Raw genomic sequence first — 20,659 nt, forward strand, 5'->3', positions numbered from 1 at the left:
ACGGACGAGGGCACCATGGCGACCGCAGCATCAACCAAAGATATCAAGGATTTTGTCTTCGAGTGGGAGGGCAAGGACCGCAACGGAAAGATCGTTCGAGGCGAAATCCGTGCGGTCGGAGAAAACCAGGTGCAGGCGACCTTGCGTCGCCAAGGGGTTTTCCCCACCAAAATCAAGAAGCGCCGCATGCGTTCGGGCAAAAAAATCAGGCCCAAGGATATTGCGCTGTTTACCCGCCAGCTGGCGACCATGATGAAGGCCGGCGTACCGCTGTTGCAGGCCTTCGACATTGTGGGTCGGGGCAATACCAATGCCAGCGTTACCAAGCTGCTCAATGACGTCCGGTCCGATATCGAGACAGGGACATCGCTCAACGGAGCTTTCAGAAAGTACCCGATGTACTTTGACAGTCTCTACTGCAACCTGGTAGAGGCGGGCGAGGCTGCGGGTATTTTGGAGGCCCTGCTGGATCGGTTGGCCACATACATGGAGAAAACCGAGGCGATCAAATCGAAGATCAAGTCGGCCCTCATGTACCCCATTTCTGTGGTGATCGTGGCTTTCGTGGTGGTGACCGTCATCATGATTTTCGTCATTCCAGCGTTCAAGGAGGTCTTCACGTCTTTCGGTGCCGACCTCCCCGCCCCCACCTTGTTTGTGATGGCCATCAGCGAGGTATTTGTCAAATGGTGGTGGCTGATTTTTGGTGTCATCGGTGGAGGCTTCTACTTTTTCATGCAAGCATGGCGCCGCAGTGAAAAGGTACAGATGTTCATGGACCGGCTTCTGTTGCGGATTCCCGTGTTTGGCGCCTTGATCGACAAATCCTGTGTCGCACGCTGGACCCGGACGTTGTCCACCATGTTCGCGGCAGGTGTACCCCTGGTGGAGGCCCTCGATTCGGTAGGTGGAGCTGCGGGCAATTCGGTGTACTCCTTGGCCACTGACAAGATCCAGCAGGAAGTCTCTACAGGCACCAGCCTCACGGCGGCCATGGGCAATGCCAATATCTTCCCCTCCATGGTGTTGCAGATGTGCGCGATTGGCGAAGAGTCCGGTTCTATCGACCACATGCTCGGTAAAGCTGCGGACTTTTATGAAGCCGAGGTGGATGACATGGTGGCCGGCCTGTCCAGCCTGATGGAGCCCATCATCATCGTGTTTCTGGGCACGCTCATCGGCGGTATCGTGGTATCCATGTACCTTCCCATCTTCAAGCTCGGTCAGGTTGTGTAATGGTGCTGGACGCGTGGTGGGACGCCGTTTTTGGCGGCGTGATTGGGTTGCTTTTCGGCAGTTTTCTGAATGTGGTGATTTACCGTCTTCCCAAAATGATGGAAAGGCAATGGGCGGCAGAACTCGCGCAAGTAGAGGCATCCAATCAGGGCAAAGAGCCGCCCGAAGACACGCAACCCGCCTTTAACCTCATGACGCCTCGGTCTCGCTGTCCAGCGTGCGGACACGTTGTGCGGTGGCACGAAAACATCCCGGTTTTGAGTTATCTGTTTTTGCGTGGGCGTTGCTCGTCCTGCAAAACGCGCATCAGCCTCCGCTACCCGCTGGTCGAGTTGGCGACGGGCGCACTTTTCTTTTTCTGCATCCACCGCTGGGGTGCAACGCCTGCGGGGTTGGCATGGTGCGGCTTTTCGGCAGCCCTGTTGGCTCTTGCGTTCATTGACTGGGACACCACACTATTGCCGGATGACATTACCTTGCCTTTGCTCTGGGCAGGTTTGCTGGCGTCGGCAATGCAATGGACGAACGTGCCGTTGTACGCCTCTGTCATGGGTGCTGCGGCAGGATACCTGTCGCTCTGGCTGGTGTACTGGGGCTTCAAGCTGGCGACCGGCAAGGAAGGCATGGGCTACGGCGACTTCAAGCTGTTTGCCGCGTTGGGCGCATGGTTTGGCTGGCAGGCGCTGGTGCCCATCATTTTGATGTCTTCCGTGATTGGCGCCATCATCGGGATCGCGATGAAAATTTTCAGCAGCTTGCGTGAGGGTGGCTACATTCCGTTCGGTCCCTTCTTGGTGGGCGCAGGGCTGACAGCGATGGTGTTTGGCCCCAACGCCATTCTGGGTACGGTGCTGGGGCTCCTGGGGCTCTGACGGACTCTCATGGCAACCTACCGACAGCCCTTGCGCCTGGGTCTGACCGGCGGCATTGGCAGCGGCAAGAGCACCGTAGGCCAGATGCTGGCGTCCTTCGGCGCAGCCCTCATAGATGCCGACCAGATCTCCAGGGAGGTGACTGGGCCAGGTGGTGCTGCCATGCCTGCCATTCAAAGTACCTTTGGCGACGCGTATGTCGATGCATCGGGCGCACTGGATCGAGCGCGCATGCGGCAACTGGCCTTCAGCCAACCACAGGCGCGCAGCCAGCTGGAGGCCATCGTGCACCCCATGGTGGCCTTGCACAGCCAGCAACGGATTCAACAGGCCATACAGACTGGCGCCCGATTGATCGTGCAAGACATCCCACTGCTGGCGGAATCTGGGCGGTGGGCACGCCAGCTCGACACCGTCGTAGTGGTGGACTGCGCCGAGCAGACCCAGATCGAGCGGGTCATGCTGCGCAGCAGTCTGTCCGCAGACGCGGTACGGGGCATCATCGCTTCACAAGCATCGCGCACAGCGCGCAGGGCGGTGGCCGATGTGGTGATTGCCAACGATGCCCACTGCACACTAGAGCAACTGCAGGCCGAGGTGCGGCAAGTGGCCGCACTGTTCGGGCTATGATGCGAGCGAAACCGTTTGTGCTTTCACCCCATGCCGTGCGCCACCGGCGTCAGAATGCTCCCTGAGCCCCCAGGAACCCGCCAGCGTGATCCTTTACGAATACCCTTTTAACGAGCGTCTCAGAACCTATCTGCGGCTAGAGCAGTTGTTCCGCCGCTTGGGGGAATTGATCCCCCGCCCCCATGCACTGGACCACCATTTCGCCTTGGTGACGATTTTCGAGATCATGGATGTAGCCGCCCGGGCCGATCTGAAGTCGGATGTACTCAAGGACATCGAAAAACACAAGCACCAGCTCGACGCATACCGGGGCAACCCGTCCATTTCAGAAGCCGCACTGGATGCGGTGATCAGCCAATTGGACCGCTGCTTCGTGGCACTCAACACCCAAAGCGGCAAGTCGGGCCATGCGCTGACGGAAAACGACTGGCTGATGAGCATCCGCAGCCGCATCGGCATTCCGGGCGGGACCTGTGGCTTTGACCTGCCAGCCTATTACGCGTGGCAACACCATCCCCCGGCGGTGCGTCAGCAGGCTCTGGAAGAATGGGCCTCCACGTTGGCACCCCTCGCTGAGTCGATCTATGTGCTGCTCAAGCTGCTGCGCGATTCAGGCGTGCCCCAAAAAGTCGCTGCAGAACGCGGACAGTTTCAGCAGAATCTGCCCCAGGGCCGCACCTTCCAGCTGCTGCGGCTTCGCATCGACCCAGCGCTGAACCTGATCCCGGAAATCAGTGGCAACCGTCTGATTGTCTCGGTGCGGCTCATGCGGCTGGAAGGCGATGGACGCCTGCACGCCCGCAACGAAGATGCGGCGTTTGAACTGACCCTGTGCGCGTAGGCCTTAGCCAGCCCTAGCCCAGAGACTGAATCGCGCCAAAGCCCGCTAAAGATCGGGCGGGCCGACTTGAGCAAGAGGATCACCCCAGGATGCCCCCCTCACCAGCCCCTTCCTCGCAGGCGCGCATCGTCACCTGCCCCAGCTGTGGCGGAGATAGCGTGTACAGCGCCGCGAATGTGTACCGTCCGTTTTGCAGCGAGCGCTGCAAGCAGATAGACCTTGGCGCATGGGCCAGCGAAAGCTTTCGAATGCCCACCGAAGCGCCGCCAGACGACGCCCCCCATGGCGACCCGCGCCAGCAGCATTGACCAAGGTCAGAGGCGCCATTCAAGAGCGATTTCGCCAAAAACCAGCGGTAGCGCTAGTGCTGCATGCCTGAGAAGCTACTAATTCAATAGCAAATCAGTCCCACACAGGCGGGAGTCTCACTCCACCGCGGACTGCAGACCCCGCTCCTCAGCCAGCCATTGCAACACCGGATAGGCACCGGGCAGCACCGGGGACACCGTGATCGGCATTTGCTGCCAGGCCATGGCCTGGCCTTCACGCATCTCGAATTCGCCAGTCCACTCCCAGACCTTGCACCAGTGCAGCCGCACCAGTGCGTGGGGGTAATCGTGTTCGGTCACTTTCCAGACGCTGGCCGGGCCGATGGTCACGCCCAGCTCCTCGATCAGTTCGCGGCGCAGTGCCTGCTCCACGGTCTCGCCCGCCTCCAGCTTGCCACCCGGAAACTCCCAGTACCCCGCGTAGGGCTTGCCCGGCGGGCGGGTGGACAGCAGCATCGCGCCGTCTGCGCGCAGCAGGATGCCCACGGCCACTTCGGTGTGTTTGCGTTCGGCAGTGGCAGGGACGCCGTCTGGAGCGAGATGTTCAGCCGCCATGTCGCCCCGCATAGTCACGCGCAAACTGGTACGCCACACGGCCACTGCGCGAGCCACGCTCCAGCGCCCAGACCAGGGCCTCAGGCCGCGCCTCCTCAATGGCCTGTGCGGGCACACCGAACGACGACAACCACTGCGCCACGATGGTCAGGTACTCCTGCTGGCTGAACGGGTAGAAGCTGACCCACAGGCCAAAACGCTCCGACAGCGAAATCTTCTCCTCCACCACCTCGCCCGGGTGCACCTCGCCGTCTTCGGTGTGGGTGTACGTGAGGTTGTCGGCCATGTACTCCGGCAGCAGGTGGCGCCGGTTGCTGGTGGCATAGATCAGCACGTTCGGCGTGGCGGCCGCCACCGAGCCGTCCAGGATCGACTTGAGCGCCTTGTAGCCTGGCTCGCCGTCCTCAAAACTCAGGTCATCACAGAAGACGATGAATTTCTCGGGCCGGTCAGACACCACGTCCACGATGTCCGGCAGGTCGGTCAGGTCGGCCTTGTCCACTTCAATCAGGCGCAGGCCTTCGGCTGCGTAAGCGTTCAAGCAGGCCTTGATCAGCGACGACTTGCCGGTACCACGCGCACCCGTCAGCAGCACGTTGTTGGCGGGCTTGCCCTGTACAAACTGCTGCGTATTGCGCTCGATTTTTTCTTTTTGCGGATCGATTTCCTTGAGGTCTGCGAGCCGCATCGCTCCCACGTGGCGCACGGGTTCCAGCGTGCCATGCCCACTGCTGCGCTTGCGGTAGCGCCAGGCAATGGAGGCGGACCAGTCAGGCGCTCCCAGCGGCTGGGGCAGCACCGACTCGATGCGGGCGATGAGCTGCTCGGCACGCTCGACCAAACGTTCAAATTTTTCGTTCATTGTGGCGACATGCGCAAGTTGAATATGGCTCAACAGCTATCACAAAGATAGCAAACCCAACTCACGAGCGGTAGTCGGCGTTGATGGTCACGTACTCGTGGCTGAAGTCGCAGGTCCACACCGTGTCCGCTGCGGTACCGCGCCCTAGTAGCACCCTCACGGTGATCTCGCTCTGCTTCATCACCCGCTGACCGTCTTCTTCGCGATAGGCAGGATTGCGCCCCCCTTGCAGCGCCACGTGCACATCGTCCAGGTACAGGTCGATGCCGGTCTGGTCCAGGTCGTCAATGCCGGCGTAGCCCACGGCCGCCAGGATGCGGCCCAGGTTGGGGTCGCTGGCAAAAAAGGCCGTCTTGACCAACGGCGAATGGGCAATGGCGTAGGCCACCTTGCGGCACTCGTCGCCAGTCTTGCCGCCTTCGACCCGCACTGTAATGAACTTGGTCGCCCCCTCGCCGTCCCGCACGATCGCCTGCGCCAGCTTTTGTGACACCGAGAGCATCGCAGCCTTGAGGGCCTGGCCGTCCGCGCTGTCGAGCGAGGTCACGGGCGCATGCGCTGCTTTGTTGGTGGCAACGACCACGAACGAATCGTTGGTCGATGTGTCACCGTCAATGGTGACGCGATTGAAAGAGCCGTCAGCCAGATCACGCGCCAGTTGCTGCATGACGGCGGGCGCCACGCAAGCGTCCGTGGCCAGGAAGCCCAGCATGGTGGCCATGTTGGGGCGGATCATGCCCGCGCCCTTGCTGATGCCCGTGATGGACACTGTGGCGCCACCGATCTGCACCTGCGCAGAGAACGCCTTGGGCAGTGTGTCGGTCGTCATGATGCCCTCGGCGGCACGGGCCCAATGGCCGGGCTGCGCATCGGCGATGGCGGTGGGCAGCCCCGCTTCGATGCGGTCGTTGGGCAGCGGCTCCATGATCACGCCGGTCGAGAACGGCAGGATCTGCTCGGGCGCCACGCTCAGCTGAAGAGCGAGCGCAATGCAGGTGGCGCGCGCACGCGCCAGGCCGTCAGCCCCGGTGCCCGCATTGGCGTTGCCCGTGTTGATGACCATGGCGCGAATGGACTGGCCGCTGCTCAAATGCTCGCGGCTGATCTGCACCGGCGCTGCGCAAAAGCGGTTCTGCGTGAACACGCCAGCCACGCTGGCGCCCTCGTCCAGCAGGAACACGGTGAGGTCCTTGCGGTGGGCCTTGCGGACACCAGCTTCGGCAACACCGATGCGCACACCGGCGATGGGGTGCAGATCGGCAGCAACGGGAGCGACTAGATTGACGGGCATGAAGGTCTTTCTCAAAAAACTGCGGCCGATTATCCGGAAAACCGTGGCGCGCCAATGAAAACACGGGCCGAAGCCCGTGTTGTCTGGATCAGGAAATCAAGCCAGCTTGCCGTGGCACTGCTTGTATTTCTTGCCGCTGCCACAGGGACAGGGGTCGTTACGGCCCACACGCATACCTTCGGGCAGCGCTTGCTGGGCCACGGTCTGTGCATCCACCGTGGTTTCCACCTCGCCGGTTTCGGTGGGTGCGGTATAGGTCACGTTGGCAATGCTCTCGGCGCGCTGTTCCATGTCTTGCGCGGCCTGGTCGAGCTGCGCCTGCGACTGCACCTGCACGGTCATGAGGATCTTGGTGACCTCGTTCTTGACCTGGTCGATGAGCTGGCGGAACAGCTCGAAGGCCTCGCGCTTGTACTCCTGCTTGGGCTGCTTCTGCGCATAGCCGCGCAGATGGATGCCCTGGCGCAGGTAATCGAGTGCGCTAAGGTGATCGCGCCAGTTGGAGTCAAAGTTCTGCAGCAGCACCACACGCTCAAACTGCGTGAAGTTTTCGCGGCCCACCTGCTCGACCTTGGCATTGAAGGCAGCGTGCGCGGCCTGCAAGACCTTGTCCAGGATTTCATCGTCGGTGATCGCATTGGCGCCCTGCACTTCCTGCTGCAGCGCGATTGGCACCTGCCATTCTTCTGCGAGCGCCTTTTCCAGCGCGGCCAGATCCCACTGCTCTTCCACCGATTCGGCAGGCACGTACTGGCGCACCAGATCGGTCATGCAGTCTTCGCGCATGGCCGCAATCACATCCGACAGGTCAGACGCGTCCAGGATGTCGTTGCGCTGCTGGTAGATCACCTTGCGCTGATCGTTGGCCACATCGTCGTACTCCAGCAACTGCTTGCGGATGTCGAAGTTGCGGGCCTCCACCTTGCGCTGGGCCGATTCGATGCTGCGCGTCACGATGCCCGCTTCAATGGCTTCGCCATCGGGCATCTTCAGGCGGTCCATGATCGCCTTCACGCGGTCGCCCGCGAAGATGCGCATGAGCGAATCGTCCAGGCTCAGATAGAAACGCGAGGACCCGGGATCGCCCTGGCGGCCCGAGCGGCCACGCAGCTGGTTGTCAATGCGGCGCGACTCATGGCGCTCGGTGGCAATGATGCGCAGGCCACCCAGCGCCTTGACCTTCTCGTGGTCCACCTTCCACTGCTCGCGCAGCGCGGCTACCTTGCCCGCGCGCTCGGATTCGGTCAGGGATTCGTCGGTTTCAATCGCAGCCACATCCTTCTCGATGTTGCCGCCCAGCACGATGTCGGTGCCACGCCCAGCCATGTTGGTGGCGATGGTGATCATGCCTTCGCGTCCGGCCTGGGCCACGATGTCGGCCTCCCGGGCGTGCTGCTTGGCATTGAGCACCTGGTGCGGCAGCCCTTCCTTGTTCAGCAGCTGGTCGATGATTTCGGAGTTCTCGATCGACGTCGTACCCACCAGCACGGGCTGGCCGCGCTCGTGGCATTCGCGGATGTCCTTGATGGCGGCTTCGTACTTCTCGCGTGTGGTCTTGTACACGCGGTCCAGCTGGTCGTCGCGCTTGCTGGGACGGTTGGGCGGGATGACGGTGGTTTCCAGGCCATAGATCTCCTGGAACTCATAGGCCTCTGTATCGGCCGTACCGGTCATGCCGGCGAGCTTGTTGTACAGGCGGAAATAGTTCTGGAAGGTGATGGAAGCCAGTGTCTGGTTCTCAGCCTGGATATTCACGCCTTCCTTGGCTTCCACAGCCTGGTGCAGGCCTTCGCTCCAGCGGCGGCCCGACATCAGGCGGCCGGTGAACTCGTCCACGATGACGATTTCACCGTTCTGCACCACATAGTGCTGGTCACGGTGGTACAGGTGGTTGGCCCGCAGCGCTGCATACAGGTGGTGCATCAGCGTGATGTTGGCCGGGTCGTACACCGAGGCGCCTTCGGCGATCAGGCCGTGGCTGGCGAGGATGCGCTCGGCGCTCTCGTGGCCTTGCTCCGTCAGGAACACCTGGTGGGTCTTTTCGTCCAGCGTGAAGTCGCCGGGCTTGGTGACACCTTCGCCGGTGCGCGGGTCAGCTTCGCCTTCCTGGCGCACCAGCAACGGCACCACCTTGTTCATGGCGATGTACATTGCCGTGTGGTCTTCGGCCTGACCACTGATGATGAGCGGCGTGCGCGCTTCATCGATCAGGATGGAGTCCACCTCGTCCACGATGGCGAAGTTCAGGCCCTGCTGCACGCGGTCACCGGCCTCGTAGACCATGTTGTCGCGCAGATAATCGAAGCCGTACTCGTTGTTGGTGCCGTAGGTGATGTCGGCCCGGTACGCCGCCTGCTTTTCTTCACGGGGCATGTTGGGCAGGTTGATACCCACAGTGAGGCCCAGGAAGTTGTACAGGCGCCCCATCCACTGCGCATCGCGGTTGGCGAGGTAGTCATTCACCGTCACCACATGCACGCCCTTGCCCGAGAGGGCATTGAGATACACGGGCAGCGTTGCGGTCAGGGTCTTGCCTTCGCCAGTGCGCATTTCGGCGATCTTGCCGAAATGCAGCGCCATGCCACCGAGCAGCTGCACATCAAAGTGCCGCATCTTCATGATGCGCTTGGAGCCCTCGCGCACCACGGCAAAGGCTTCAGGCAGGATGTTGTCCAGCGACTCGCCCTTGGCCACGCGGTCCTTGAACTCCTGCGTCTTGGCCCGGAGCTGCTCGTCCGACAGCTTCTCGTACTCGGGCTCCATCGCATTGATGCGGGTCACCGTCTTGCGGTACTGCTTGAGGAGCCGGTCATTGCGGCTGCCGAATATTTTGGTGAGGAAGTTGGTGGCCATGCGAACAGGACCGCTTGTCCCGCTGTAACCAGCGCGCCAAGCGACCGAAATCCCTAAGATGAATTGAGTTCAGGTGGGTCCTGCGACCGATATTGCAAGCATTGCAACGGCGGGCAGAGAACGCCGGACCCGCGATTTTACCTGCCCGGTGCCGGTGCGGCAGGCTGTCCCGCCAGCGCAGAGGGACGAACTGCGGCTACCTGTGCACTGGTGGCCGTCCCTCCCGCATTCAGAAACTTCTGCGGGTCCTGAAAAACCCCCTGTACCAGCACCTCAAAGTGCAGATGCGGCCCGGTCGAGCGACCGGTGGTACCGATCTCCGCAATCTTTTGCCCGCGGCGCACGATGTCGCCCTGTTTGACCAAGACGCGCGAGGCGTGGGCATAGCGCGTCACCAGCTGGTTGCCATGGTCCACCTCAATCATGTTGCCGTAGGCGGGATGGAATTCCTGGGTCACGACCACGCCCCCAGCGGCAGCCAGGATGGGCGTGCCGGTGTCGGCCTGGAAATCCAGTCCGGTGTGCAAGGCCGATTGCCCCGTGATGGGATCGACACGCCAGCCAAAACCCGAACCTGCGACACGCCCCGTGACAGGCGCATGGGTGGGAATCATCTTCTTGCGGATGTGCTGGTCAAACAGACGGGACTCCAGCACTGTCATCAGGTCCACACGCTGGTTGGTCAGGCGTTCCAGATCATCCAGGGTGGTCTGCAGCTCTTCCATGGACAGGTTGCGCGCACTCACCAGGGCTCCGCCGCGCGCGTCCGGCTTCTGAATGTCTGCAGGCGCCATGCCTGCCAGGCCCAGCACACGGTCTCCGAGGGACTCCAGCTGCACCATGCGGGCCTGCATTTCGCCCACACGCCGGGCCATGGCATCGAGGTTGGCGCGCATGAATCGGTCACGCTCGGCAAACTCATCCTTGACCACAAGGCGCACCAGCGAGCCCACGATGGGCCACCCTTCACGCGCGCCTTTCAAAAAAACCCAGTGGTACAGCCCGGCTGCCACCACCATCAGGCACAGCGAGACAGCAAGCCCCGCCAGAACCAGGCGCGTGCCAGACAAATGAATGGCCCGGCTGCGCGCCAGTCTGGCGTCCGTGATAATCAAATGCACTGCCCATACTCCTAGCCCGAAGACGCCACACCATGAATCGCCGCCACTACGCCGTCACCCTGCAGCAAGCCAGTGAGGAATCCCCTACGCTGGCAAAGCTCACAGCGCTGACACGCGACTCCAGTGATCGGCTCAAGGCCATTGAATTGCTGATTCCCGCCGCATTGCGCCCAGCGGTTCAGGCGGGCCCCATTGACGGGGACAGCTGGTGCCTGCTGGTCAAGAGCAACGCTGCGGCGGCAAAAATACGCCAACTGCTGCCTGCTTTGCAGGCGCATCTGCGCAGTCGGGGGTGGGAGGTTAACGCGATTCGCCTGAAAGTTCAAACCTGACGGCCAGCGTCAGTGCCAGGGAATGCAAAAAGCAAGAGAAATGGTGCCGGTTGTCGGAATCGAACTGACGACCTACCGCTTACAAGGCGGGTGCTCTACCAACTGAGCTAAACCGGCGAAGGCGGTATTTTATCCTGTAAAAACCGCCCAAAATTTGAAACCGCAGCTATTTGATGCGTTTCAGTGAGGGACGTGCTCCACCCTGAGAAGGCGGCGGCCGGGGTGCATCGCCGCCATCATCCTTGTGGCCGTCTTCCACGCCCACCAGTTGCACCACACGGTCTTCGGCAGCCACGGCAGCGGCAACTTCTTCAGGTTGTACTGCGGCGGGATCTGCAGCCACGGACAGCGCAGCGGGAGCCCCTTCAGCAGCAGACAGCAGATCCACCGGAGGCGGGAATGCCATGCCTTGACCGTTCTCGCGGGCGTAAATGGCGATCACACGGCCCACAGGCACCAGGATTTCGCGGGGCTTGCCACCAAAACGGGCCTTGAATTCGATGAATTCATTGCCCAGTTGCAGCGCACTGGTCGCATCAAAACTGATGTTCAGAACGATCTCACCATCCTTTACGTACTCGCGTGGCACTTGCACGGAATCGTCCACACGCACCGCCACGTAAGGCGTCAGCCCGTTGTCGGTGCACCATTCGTACAGCGCACGAATGAGATAGGGGCGCGTAGAGGTCGATTCCTGTGCGGTCATGGATGGCGGTGTTACGGCGGCGATGGAAGGATGGAAGTCTGCAGGCCGCTGCTTACTTGCGCATGACCTTTTCAGACGGCGTCAGCGCTTCAATGTAAGCAGGGCGCGAGAAGATGCGCTCGGCGTACTTGAGCAGCGGCGCCGCGTTCTTGGACAGATCAATGCCGTAGTAGTCGAGGCGCCACAACAGCGGTGCAATGGCCACGTCCAGCATCGAGAAGTTATCGCCCAACATGTACTTGTTCTTGAGGAACACCGGGGCCAGCTGCGTCAGGCGGTCACGGATGTGGGCTCGCGCCTTTTCCAACGCTTTCTCATTGCCCTTGGTCGCACGCGATTCGAGCGTGTTCACATGCACGAATAATTCCTTCTCGAAGTTGAGCAGGAACAGGCGCACGCGGGCGCGGTCCACCGGGTCACCAGGCATCAGTTGCGGGTGAGGAAAACGCTCATCGATGTACTCATTGATGATGTTCGACTCGTACAGGATCAGGTCGCGCTCGACCAAGATCGGCACCTGGCCGTACGGATTCATCACGCTGATGTCTTCGGGCTTGTTGTACAGGTCCACATCGCGGATTTCAAAGTCCATGCCCTTTTCAAACAGGACAAAGCGGCAGCGGTGGGAGAAGGGACAGGTCGTACCCGAATAAAGCACCATCATGGTGGGAGGCTCCTAAAAATCAAAAGAGTGGGACGCCAAAAGCGCCCACTCTGCAATAAATCCAATGGCACCCCCGCAGGGTGCTGGGGATAGATCTGGCGTTTACTTGACGTCCTTCCAGAACGCGGCGTTCAGGCGCCAAGCGATGACGGTGAACACGCCCAGGAAAATCAGCACCCAGACGCCGACGCGCCACCGGATGTTTTGCGCGGGCTCACCCATCCACTGCAGGTAGTTCACCAAGTCGCCAATGTTCTGGTCGAACTGCAGCGGCGTCATCGTGCCGGGAGTGATCTGCTCCCAGCCTTTGAACACCTGGGTCTTGTGCCCATGGCTCTCGTGCTCTTCAAACACAGGACGACGTTCGCCTTGCATTTGCCACAACACATGGGGCATGCCCACGCTGGGGAAAGCCAGGTTGTTCCAGCCCGTGGCCTTGGTGTCGTCGCGGTAGAAGGTACGCAGGAAGGTGTACAAATAGTCAGCCCCTGTACCGCTGTGGCCTGCACGCGAACGTGCGATCACGGTGAGGTCGGGCGGGTTGGCGCCAAACCATTCCTTGGCCTGCTTCGGGTCGATCGACGCCTTCATGGTTTCGCCCACCTTGTCGGTGGTGAACAGCAGGTTGTCCTTGATCTGCTGCTCCGTCAGGCCAATGTCGCGCAGGCGGTTGAACCGCATGAACGCAGCGGAGTGACAGCTGAGGCAGTAGTTGACAAAGATCTTGGCGCCGTTTTGCAGCGAGGCCAGGTCGTTGGTCTTGTTGGGCGCCTTGTCCCAGGCAATGGTGTCAGCGCCTGCCGCATGGGCAGCACCGGTGACCAGACCCACAGCGGCGATCAACGTGAGGATGATTTTCTTCATTGCTGTTATCTCCAGGCTCAGTGCGCCACAAAGGTCACGCGGTCGGGCACGGGCTTGGCTTCGCCAATGCGGCTCCACCAGGGCATCAGCAGGAAGAAGCCGAAATAGAACAGCGTTCCCACTTGCGACACCCGCTCGCCGATCGGCGATGGTGGCTGCACACCCAGGTAGCCCAGGATCAGGAAGATGATCACAAACACGCCGTACAGGTACTTGTGCCAGTCGGGGCGGTAGCGGATCGACTTGACAGGGCTGTGATCCAGCCAGGGCAGGAAGAACAGGATGATCACAGCACCACCCATGACCACCACACCCCAGAACTTGGCATCGATGGACAGCATCATGGCGATGACCACCACGGCCGCACCGGCGATACCCGCCTTCACGAAGCTGGGCAGCTTGGCCTTGAGCACTCCAAAGCCCGCACCCGCGACCACGCACAGAACGAGCACATACATCATCTCGGTGGTGATGGCACGCAGCATCGAATAGAACGGCGTGAAGTACCAGACCGGAGCAATGTGTGCAGGGGTCTTGAGCGGATCGGCAGGGATGAAGTTGTTGTATTCGAGGAAGTAACCACCGAACTCAGGAGCAAAGAACACCACGGCCGTGAATGCCATCAGGAACATGCTCAGCGCGAAGATGTCGTGCACCGTGTAGTAGGGATGGAAGGGCACGCCGTCGAGCGGCTTGCCGTTGGCATCCTTGGGAGCCTTGGGGCCCTTGATTTCCACACCGTCGGGGTTGTTGGAGCCCACGTCGTGCAGCGCCAGCAAGTGCGCCACCACAAGGCCCAGCAGCACCAGGGGCACGGCAATCACGTGGAAGCTGAAGAAGCGATTCAGCGTCGCATCGCCCACCACATAGTCGCCACGGATCAGCAGAGCCAGATCAGGACCAATGAAGGGGATGGCAGCGAACAGGTTCACGATCACCTGGGCGCCCCAGTAGGACATCTGACCCCAGGGCAGCAGGTAACCCATGAAGGCTTCGGCCATCAGGCACAGGAAGATCGCGCAACCGAAGATCCAGACCAGCTCGCGCGGCTTGCGGTAGCTGCCGTAAATGAGGCCACGGAACATGTGCAGGTACACCACCACAAAGAACGCCGAAGCGCCCGTGGAGTGCATGTAGCGGATCAGCCAGCCCCAGGGCACATCGCGCATGATGTACTCGACCGACGCGAACGCGAGGTTGGCGTCCGGTTTGTAGTGCATGACCAGGAAAATGCCGGTCACGATCTGGATCACCAGCACGACCAGCGCCAGCGAGCCGAAGATGTACCAGAAGTTGAAGTTCTTCGGAGCGTAGTACTCCGACATGTGCACCTTGTAGGCGTCAAAGGCCGTCGGGAACCGGTTCTCGAACCAGTTGGTGACCTTGGCGCCTGCGGAGGCGTTCGGCGAGATTTCTTTGAATTCGTGGGCCATGTCGTTCTCCGTCAAGCCTTCTTGTCTTCACCGATCACGAGGCGCGTATCGGACAGGTACATGTGCGGAGGCACCTCGAGGTTGTCGGGTGCAGGCTTGTTCTTGAAGACGCGGCCCGCCATGTCGAACGTGGAGCCGTGGCAAGGGCACAGGAAGCCGCCCTTCCAGTCGTCGGGCAGCGAAGGCTGTGCACCGGGCTGGAACTTGTCCGACGGCGAGCAACCCAAGTGCGAGCAGATGCCCACACCCACAAAAATTTCTGGTTTGATCGAGCGCGCCTCGTTGCGTGCGTACTCGGGCGTGAGTTCAGCGGGCTTGCGCTCCGACTTGGGATCGGCGAGCTGGCCGTCGAGCTTGGGCAACTCAGCCAGCTGCTCGGGGGTACGCTTGATGATCCAGACGGGCTTGCCGCGCCACTCCACAGTGACCTTTTCTCCAGGTTTGAGGGCGGAGATATCCACCTCGACAGCAGCACCAGCGGCTTTGGCACGCTCTGAGGGCTGGAAAGTACTCACGAAAGGAACGGCGGTTGCCACGCCGCCCACCGCACCAGCACATGCTGACGTGATGATCCACGTCCGCTTGCTGGAGTCGATTGGAGTGTCACTCATGGGGATCCTCGATGAACATCGCTAGATTGGGGTCAACCGCGAATTGTAGCGGAGTGAAAATGGTTATTTACAAGTGGTTTGCTGGCTTGACAGGGGTGCGAACCGGGCAATACTCCCCCATCACCGTTTTACAAGGAGCAACAAGATGGGAATGATGCAAGAGTTCAGGGAGTTCGCGGTCAAGGGCAATGTGATTGACCTCGCGGTGGGCGTCATCATTGGGGGTGCATTTGGCAAGATCGTGGATTCGGTGGTAGCGGACCTGATCATGCCGGTGGTGGGGCTGGTCTTCGGCAAGCTCGACTTCTCCAACCTGTTCATCGTGCTGGGCAATGTGCCTCCAGGCACGGGCACCACACTCGATGCCCTCAAAAAAGCTGGCGTACCGGTGTTTGCCTATGGCAACTTCCTGACTGTGGCGGTCAACTTTGTGATCCTGGCGTTCATCATCTTCATGATGATCAAGCAGATCAACCGCCTCAAGCGAGAAGCCCCTGCTGCCGAACCGGCTGCGCCTGTCGCCCCGCCTGAAGACATCGTGCTGCTGCGCGAAATTCGCGACAGCCTGAAGAAGTAACGCCCCGGGGACGCGGCATTTCTGGCCGCACAAAAAGAAACGCCACAGCTGCGCTGGCACTGCCAGCCGCCGGTGGCGTCGGTTTTTGTGCCGCCTGCTCGCACGACTGAGCCACCAGCCTGGCGCTCATGTTTGAACGATTCATTTGATATCGATCAGCGCTTGGTTTCAAGGCTGCAGCCGCCACCTCATCCACACAGCGCACGCGCCATTCGCACCGCCTCGACCAGGCTGGAAGCATCTGCAATGCCTTTCCCAGCAATGTCAAACGCTGTGCCATGGTCCGGGCTGGTACGCACCAGCGGCAGGCCCAGGGTCACGTTCACGCCCTTTTCCACCCCCAGGTACTTCACCGGAATCAAGCCCTGGTCGTGGTACATCGCGATAACCACGTCAAACTCGCCTGCGCGCTGCGGGGTGCTGCGCGCGCGCATGAACACCGTGTCCGGTGCAAACGGGCCGTGCACATCCAGCCCCTGCGCATACGCCGCTGCGATGGCCGGGGAGATCACCTCCAGCTCCTCGCGGCCGAACAGACCGCCCTCGCCCGCATGGGGGTTCAACCCTGCCACACCCATGCGGGGCACACGGCCCAGGCTGCGCTGCAGCGCGGTGTGGGTGATGCGCAGCGTCTGCAGCACGTTGTCCTCCGTCACCGCCGCAATGGCATCGCGCAGCGACACGTGAATGCTGACGAGCACGGTGCGCAGTTCGTCATTCGCCAGCATCATGCGCACCGGCATCCGGTCCAGCGGCACGCCCTGGTGCGCGGCGGCCTCTGCCTGCAAAAGCTCCGTGTGCCCCGGGAAATCCACCCCCGCCGCCGACAGCGCCTCCTTGTGCAACGGGGCCGTCACCAGTGCCGCAATTTCCCCACGCAGGGCTGCACGCGCCGCCCAGACCACGCTGTCGGCCGCAGCACGGCCCGCCGCTGCACTGATCTGACCCCAGGGCTGAGGGCCAGGGATACCAGGCAATGGAAACACGGGCATACAACGGGGGGGCATACCCACTGCCTCGCCCGGTGAGTGGATCTGCGCCACAGGCAAACTGGGCATGCCGGGGCGCGCAATGACTTCCGCAGCGCGCCGCAAAGTGGCCACGTTACCGGCCACAAAGCAGTGGCGTAGCTGGTCAGGCGCATCGCGAAAGGCCTTGGCCACAATCTCGGGGCCGATTCCGGCAGGGTCACCCTGGGTGATGGCAATGGGTTGCATGGATTGCATGGGCTTTACGGGTTTAAGGCCGAATGTGCCGGTAGCGCTAGTTATCCATGCGCTACCAGCTATGAATATGTGAGCAACCTACGTCAGCTGACAGCAGTACAGCGGGGTGCGGTGGGTTACGCGGGATTGTCGATTTCGATGAACTGGTGGCTCAGCCCCCACAGCCCTGCCACATGGGCCGCCACCGCAGGCGCGCCATAGCGCTCGGTGGCATGGTGCCCGGCCGCAATGAAACCCACACCCATCTCGCGCGCCAGATGCGCCTGGGGCTCGGAGATTTCGCCAGTGATGAAAACGTCAGCCCCTGCGGCGATGGCCGACTCGAAATATCCTTGCGCACCGCCCGTGCACCATGCCACGCGACGCACGGGGCGCTGCACAGCAGCCACACCACCAGCATCGCTTGGCGGCACCAGCGTCACAGGGCGCCTCAGCGCGTTGGCGACATGGTCGGCCAGGGCCTGGACATTTTCAAACGCCGCAGGCGCTGCAAAGCCCAGGTTCTGCTCGCCAAACCGCGCATCGGCTGCCAAGCCCAGCACGCGCCCCAGCTGCGCGTTGTTACCCAACTCGGCATGGGCATCGAGCGGCAGGTGGTAGGCAAACAGGTTGATGTCGTGTGCCAGCAGCAGCTGCAGCCGCTGCTTCATCCAGCCGGTCACACGGCCGTCCTGCCCGCGCCAGAACAGGCCATGGTGCACAAAAATGGCGTCGGCCTGCGCGGCAATGGCGGCTTCAATCAACGCGCGGCTGGCGGTGACGCCGCTGACCACACGCCGGATCTCGGCCTTGCCCTCGACCTGCAGGCCGTTGGGGCCGTAGTCTTTGAACAGATGGGGCTGCAACAGTGCGTTGAACGCCTCGTGCAATGCGTTCCGGGAGACAGGATCAGGGTCGTTGCGGTTGGAAGTCATACCCCTATTGTGGTCGGACGCGCAGTGGCCCCAAAAAAACAAGGCGCTACCAGAGCGCCTTGAGTGATGGTCGCACACGGCCGTTGGACTGCCGCGCGCACGCTCGTTGCGAAACGCGCTTACTTGTAGAGCACCTCAGGCAGCCACAAGCCAATGCCGGGGAACATGTACAGCAGGATGATCGCCAGCACCTGGATACCCATGAAAGGCAACATGCCCGCAAAAATCTGGTTGAGCGTCACGTGCTTGGGAGCCACGCCCTTCAGGTAAAAAGCACTCATGGCCACCGGTGGGCTCAAGAAGGCAGTCTGCAGGTTCAGCGCCACCAGCAAGCCAAAGAACAAGGGGTCCACCCCAAAGTTGTCGAGCAAAGGGATGAATATGGGCATGAAGATCACGATGATCTCGGTCCACTCGAGTGGCCAGCCCAGGATGAAGATGATGACCTGCGACAGTACCAGGAACTGGGTCTTGGTGAGGTTCATGCTCAGCACCCACTGCTCGACCAGCTCTTGACCGCCCAGCAGCGCAAACGCGGCCGAGAAGATCGCAGAGCCCACGAACAGCCAGCACACCATGGCACTGGTCTTGGCGGTCAGGAACACCGACTCCTTGACCACCCCGAATGTGAGCTGCCGGTAGGCAGCCGCCAACACGAATCCGCCAAACGCTCCCACCGCAGCAGCCTCGGTGGGGGTGGCCAGCCCAAACACGATGGAACCCAACACCGCAAGGATCAGCACCAGTAGCGGGAAGAAGCTGGACAAAAGCATCTTGAACACTTCCAGCCGGGCATAGGTCAGGATGGCATAGAAGACAGCCAGGGCCAGCGCGCCAATACCCAGCCCGATCCAGAAACCGGTGGATGCGGGTTTGGCGGTGGCAGCCTCCCCAGCAGCCGGGGCCGCATTGCTTGCAGCAGCGGGAGGCTCTGCCACAGAGCCCGTAGTGTTCTGTGCCGCAGACTCGGCCCCTGGGGGTTCGGTTACCGCGTCAGCCACAGGGGGTTCAGCCAGGCCAGAGCCTTCTGGCTCTGCCAGACCTGCGCCAGACGATGTGTCTTCATTGGCGCCCGAACCCATGGCCTGCAATTCGGTGTAGGCCTCCTCCACCACCACGCGGGTCGCGTTCTGGTAACTTGCCACTGCGACCACGGCAAACAGGATGGCGGGCAGCAATGCGATGCCCAGCTGACCGAGCAGATAGCGGGTGGAGACGCCCCGGTTACGAGACCCCTTCAATGCACTGACCAAGCTACCCAGGGCCCAGCCGTCGGACGAGGCACCAATGGACTTGAGGCCAGCAGGCAGCGGGACCGCACGTTGCTCAGGGGTGAGCGGCGGCGCCCAGTCAGGCCTGATTTTGGCCATGATAATCACGTAAACGATGTACAGGCCTGCCAGCATGATGCCGGGGAAGAACGCCCCCGCATACAACTGCACCACCGACACTCCAGCGGTGGCGCCATAGACGATCAGCAGTACCGAAGGGGGAATCAGAATGCCCAGGCACCCCCCCGCTGTGATTGCGCCAGCAGACAGGCGCACGTCATAACCAGCCCGCAACATCTGCGGCAGCGCCAGCAACCCCATGAGCGTGACCACAGCGCCGACGATGCCTGTGGCGGTGGCGAACACCGCGCAGGTCACGAGCGTAGCGACGCCCAGCGACCCGGGCACACGCGCCAGTGCGAGATGCAGGCTATGGAACAGCTTTTCTATCAGGTTGGCGCGTTCAACAAGGTACCCCATGAACACGAACAGCGGGATCGAAATCAGCACGTCGTTGCCCATGACCGAGAACGCGCGCTGCACCATCAGGTCAAGCGTCTGCTTGAGCGCCCCGGCCGCCGTCTGGTCGCCGGAATGGTAGGCAAAAAACGCGAACAGGATGCCCATCCCCATGAGCGTGAAGGCCGTTGGAAAGCCCAGCATGATGGCCACCACCACCAGCGACAGCATGAGCAGGCCGTAATGGCCGTTGGTCATCTTGTCCACACTGAACACCATCGCGAGGGCCGCGATGACGATCAGTCCCATCAGGGTGAAGCCGAAATACAGCTCTTTGCGAATCTTCATCACTGGCCACCTTTCTGCGGAACGAGGCGGTCCAGCGCTTCGATATCGGCGTCTTTGACATGCACCATCTGCTTGAGCTTGTCCACATCGACCTCTTCGACATCCTCCTCACGATTCGGCCACGCCCCAGTACGAATACAGATCACGCAGCGGATGATTTCCACCACTCCTTGAAGCAGCAAAAATGCTCCTGCCAGGGGAACCACAAACTTGAACGGGTACACCGGCAACGGGTCCGCATTGAACGTCTGTTCACGCATGGCGAGCGAATCCTGAAAAAAGAACCAGCCCGCATAGGTCAGCGCAATGATGCCGGGCAGAAAGAACAGGATGTACAGCACCAGATCGACCCAGGCCTGCGTGCGCGGCGAGAAGAAACCGTAGAGCACGTCACCGCGCACGTGGCCGCTCTTGGCCAGCGTGTAGGCGCCCGCGGTCATGAACAGCACGCCGTACAGCATGATCTGGGCATCCAGCACCCAGGCATGGGGTTTGTTGAGGACGTAGCGTGAGAAAACCTCCCAGGTGATCAGCAGCGTGAGGCCGACCACACTCCAGGCGCAGGCCTTGCCAAACCAGGTAGATATCCGGTCGATGGTGAGTAGTAGTTTTTGCATGGCTTACTTATTTCGGGACAGAAAAAAGGCGCCTGAAGGCTGCTGCC

The 20,659-nt window shown here is 61.3% G+C and carries 21 protein-coding genes and 1 tRNA gene; 7 read left to right on the top strand and 15 right to left on the bottom strand.

From position 1 onward, the window contains the following. Nucleotides 1-15: 15 nt before the first annotated feature. The 5 genes from AC1Q64_RS06795 to AC1Q64_RS06815 all read left to right on the top strand — a co-directional run bounded on the left by AC1Q64_RS06795 (nucleotide 16) and on the right by AC1Q64_RS06815 (nucleotide 3,887). The gene (locus AC1Q64_RS06795) at nucleotides 16-1,236 is read left to right on the top strand and encodes a type II secretion system F family protein (protein ID WP_492250846.1); all 1,221 of its coding nucleotides are present in this window, start codon (nucleotides 16-18) and stop codon (nucleotides 1,234-1,236) included. After that, nucleotides 1,236-2,108: a prepilin peptidase gene (locus tag AC1Q64_RS06800; RefSeq protein WP_291437155.1), complete on the top strand. Its 873-nt coding sequence runs from the start codon at nucleotides 1,236-1,238 to the stop codon at nucleotides 2,106-2,108. The genes AC1Q64_RS06795 and AC1Q64_RS06800 overlap by 1 nt, the downstream gene beginning before the upstream one ends. A gap of 9 nt (nucleotides 2,109-2,117) precedes the next feature. Further along, nucleotides 2,118-2,738, top strand: a complete 621-nt coding sequence (gene coaE, locus AC1Q64_RS06805) for a dephospho-CoA kinase (protein ID WP_492250847.1) — start codon at nucleotides 2,118-2,120, stop codon at nucleotides 2,736-2,738. An 85-nt stretch (nucleotides 2,739-2,823) separates the two neighbouring features. After that, complete coding sequence (gene zapD, locus AC1Q64_RS06810; protein WP_492250848.1) at nucleotides 2,824-3,579, top strand: cell division protein ZapD; 756 nt, start codon at nucleotides 2,824-2,826, stop codon at nucleotides 3,577-3,579. 89 nt (nucleotides 3,580-3,668) lie between these two features. Then, entirely contained in the window at nucleotides 3,669-3,887 is a 219-nt protein-coding gene (locus AC1Q64_RS06815) for a DNA gyrase inhibitor YacG (protein WP_492250849.1), read from the top strand. Nucleotides 3,888-4,004: 117 nt separating this feature from the next. Here AC1Q64_RS06815 and AC1Q64_RS06820 read toward each other — a convergent pair whose 3' ends face one another. The 5 genes from AC1Q64_RS06820 to AC1Q64_RS06840 all read right to left on the bottom strand — a co-directional run bounded on the left by AC1Q64_RS06820 (nucleotide 4,005) and on the right by AC1Q64_RS06840 (nucleotide 10,590). After that, nucleotides 4,005-4,475 carry an NUDIX domain-containing protein gene (locus AC1Q64_RS06820; protein ID WP_199737563.1) on the bottom strand — a complete coding sequence of 157 codons (471 nt, stop codon included), beginning with the start codon at nucleotides 4,473-4,475 and terminating at the stop codon, nucleotides 4,005-4,007. After that, nucleotides 4,453-5,325, bottom strand: coding sequence for an ATP-binding protein (locus AC1Q64_RS06825; RefSeq protein WP_056060299.1), 873 nt, complete (start codon nucleotides 5,323-5,325; stop codon nucleotides 4,453-4,455). Before AC1Q64_RS06825 ends, AC1Q64_RS06820 begins: the two co-directional genes overlap by 23 nt. Before the next feature lie 61 nt (nucleotides 5,326-5,386). After that, a complete protein-coding gene (argJ, locus tag AC1Q64_RS06830; RefSeq protein ID WP_492250850.1) occupies nucleotides 5,387-6,616 on the bottom strand; it encodes a bifunctional glutamate N-acetyltransferase/amino-acid acetyltransferase ArgJ in 1,230 nt (409 codons plus the stop codon). A gap of 96 nt (nucleotides 6,617-6,712) precedes the next feature. Further along, on the bottom strand, nucleotides 6,713-9,469 hold the full coding sequence (gene secA / locus AC1Q64_RS06835; protein WP_492250851.1) for a preprotein translocase subunit SecA: 2,757 nt from the start codon (nucleotides 9,467-9,469) through the stop codon (nucleotides 6,713-6,715). Nucleotides 9,470-9,606: 137 nt separating this feature from the next. Then, complete coding sequence (locus tag AC1Q64_RS06840) at nucleotides 9,607-10,590, bottom strand: M23 family metallopeptidase (protein ID WP_291438110.1); 984 nt, start codon at nucleotides 10,588-10,590, stop codon at nucleotides 9,607-9,609. A gap of 32 nt (nucleotides 10,591-10,622) precedes the next feature. Here AC1Q64_RS06840 and AC1Q64_RS06845 point away from each other — a divergent pair, with 32 nt between their 5' ends. Further along, nucleotides 10,623-10,922 (top strand): hypothetical protein, encoded by a 300-nt coding sequence (locus AC1Q64_RS06845; RefSeq protein WP_056060290.1) that lies wholly within the window; start codon nucleotides 10,623-10,625, stop codon nucleotides 10,920-10,922. A 41-nt stretch (nucleotides 10,923-10,963) separates the two neighbouring features. Here the strand turns inward: AC1Q64_RS06845 and AC1Q64_RS06850 are convergent. The 6 genes from AC1Q64_RS06850 to petA all read right to left on the bottom strand — a co-directional run bounded on the left by AC1Q64_RS06850 (nucleotide 10,964) and on the right by petA (nucleotide 15,200). Then, nucleotides 10,964-11,039, bottom strand: a tRNA-Thr gene (locus AC1Q64_RS06850). Nucleotides 11,040-11,088: 49 nt separating this feature from the next. After that, nucleotides 11,089-11,628, bottom strand: a complete 540-nt coding sequence (locus tag AC1Q64_RS06855) for a ClpXP protease specificity-enhancing factor (RefSeq protein WP_291438111.1) — start codon at nucleotides 11,626-11,628, stop codon at nucleotides 11,089-11,091. A gap of 52 nt (nucleotides 11,629-11,680) precedes the next feature. Continuing rightward, complete coding sequence (locus AC1Q64_RS06860; protein WP_005794209.1) at nucleotides 11,681-12,292, bottom strand: glutathione S-transferase N-terminal domain-containing protein; 612 nt, start codon at nucleotides 12,290-12,292, stop codon at nucleotides 11,681-11,683. A 102-nt stretch (nucleotides 12,293-12,394) separates the two neighbouring features. Continuing rightward, nucleotides 12,395-13,156, bottom strand: coding sequence for a cytochrome c1 (locus AC1Q64_RS06865; protein WP_492250852.1), 762 nt, complete (start codon nucleotides 13,154-13,156; stop codon nucleotides 12,395-12,397). Nucleotides 13,157-13,173: 17 nt separating this feature from the next. Next, the gene (locus AC1Q64_RS06870) at nucleotides 13,174-14,589 is read right to left on the bottom strand and encodes a cytochrome b (protein WP_056747267.1); all 1,416 of its coding nucleotides are present in this window, start codon (nucleotides 14,587-14,589) and stop codon (nucleotides 13,174-13,176) included. An 11-nt stretch (nucleotides 14,590-14,600) separates the two neighbouring features. Beyond that, nucleotides 14,601-15,200, bottom strand: a complete 600-nt coding sequence (gene petA / locus AC1Q64_RS06875; RefSeq protein WP_274112703.1) for a ubiquinol-cytochrome c reductase iron-sulfur subunit — start codon at nucleotides 15,198-15,200, stop codon at nucleotides 14,601-14,603. A 145-nt stretch (nucleotides 15,201-15,345) separates the two neighbouring features. Between petA and mscL the strand changes: the two genes are divergently transcribed. Beyond that, nucleotides 15,346-15,777 carry a large conductance mechanosensitive channel protein MscL gene (gene mscL, locus AC1Q64_RS06880; RefSeq protein ID WP_291438114.1) on the top strand — a complete coding sequence of 144 codons (432 nt, stop codon included), beginning with the start codon at nucleotides 15,346-15,348 and terminating at the stop codon, nucleotides 15,775-15,777. Nucleotides 15,778-15,965: 188 nt separating this feature from the next. On the opposite strand, the gene pdxA is transcribed toward mscL, so the two are convergent. The 4 genes from pdxA to AC1Q64_RS06900 form a co-directional block, all read right to left on the bottom strand. Then, the gene (pdxA, locus tag AC1Q64_RS06885; RefSeq protein WP_492250902.1) at nucleotides 15,966-16,994 is read right to left on the bottom strand and encodes a 4-hydroxythreonine-4-phosphate dehydrogenase PdxA; all 1,029 of its coding nucleotides are present in this window, start codon (nucleotides 16,992-16,994) and stop codon (nucleotides 15,966-15,968) included. Between the two features lie 125 nt (nucleotides 16,995-17,119). Continuing rightward, nucleotides 17,120-17,917 carry a Nif3-like dinuclear metal center hexameric protein gene (locus tag AC1Q64_RS06890; protein WP_291438115.1) on the bottom strand — a complete coding sequence of 266 codons (798 nt, stop codon included), beginning with the start codon at nucleotides 17,915-17,917 and terminating at the stop codon, nucleotides 17,120-17,122. Between the two features lie 119 nt (nucleotides 17,918-18,036). After that, on the bottom strand, nucleotides 18,037-19,995 hold the full coding sequence (locus AC1Q64_RS06895; protein ID WP_492250853.1) for a TRAP transporter large permease: 1,959 nt from the start codon (nucleotides 19,993-19,995) through the stop codon (nucleotides 18,037-18,039). Continuing rightward, the gene (locus tag AC1Q64_RS06900; protein ID WP_492250854.1) at nucleotides 19,995-20,612 is read right to left on the bottom strand and encodes a TRAP transporter small permease subunit; all 618 of its coding nucleotides are present in this window, start codon (nucleotides 20,610-20,612) and stop codon (nucleotides 19,995-19,997) included. The genes AC1Q64_RS06895 and AC1Q64_RS06900 overlap by 1 nt, the downstream gene beginning before the upstream one ends. Nucleotides 20,613-20,659 lie beyond the last annotated feature (47 nt).

The organism is Acidovorax sp. GW835-FHT14G06 (assembly GCF_058793595.1).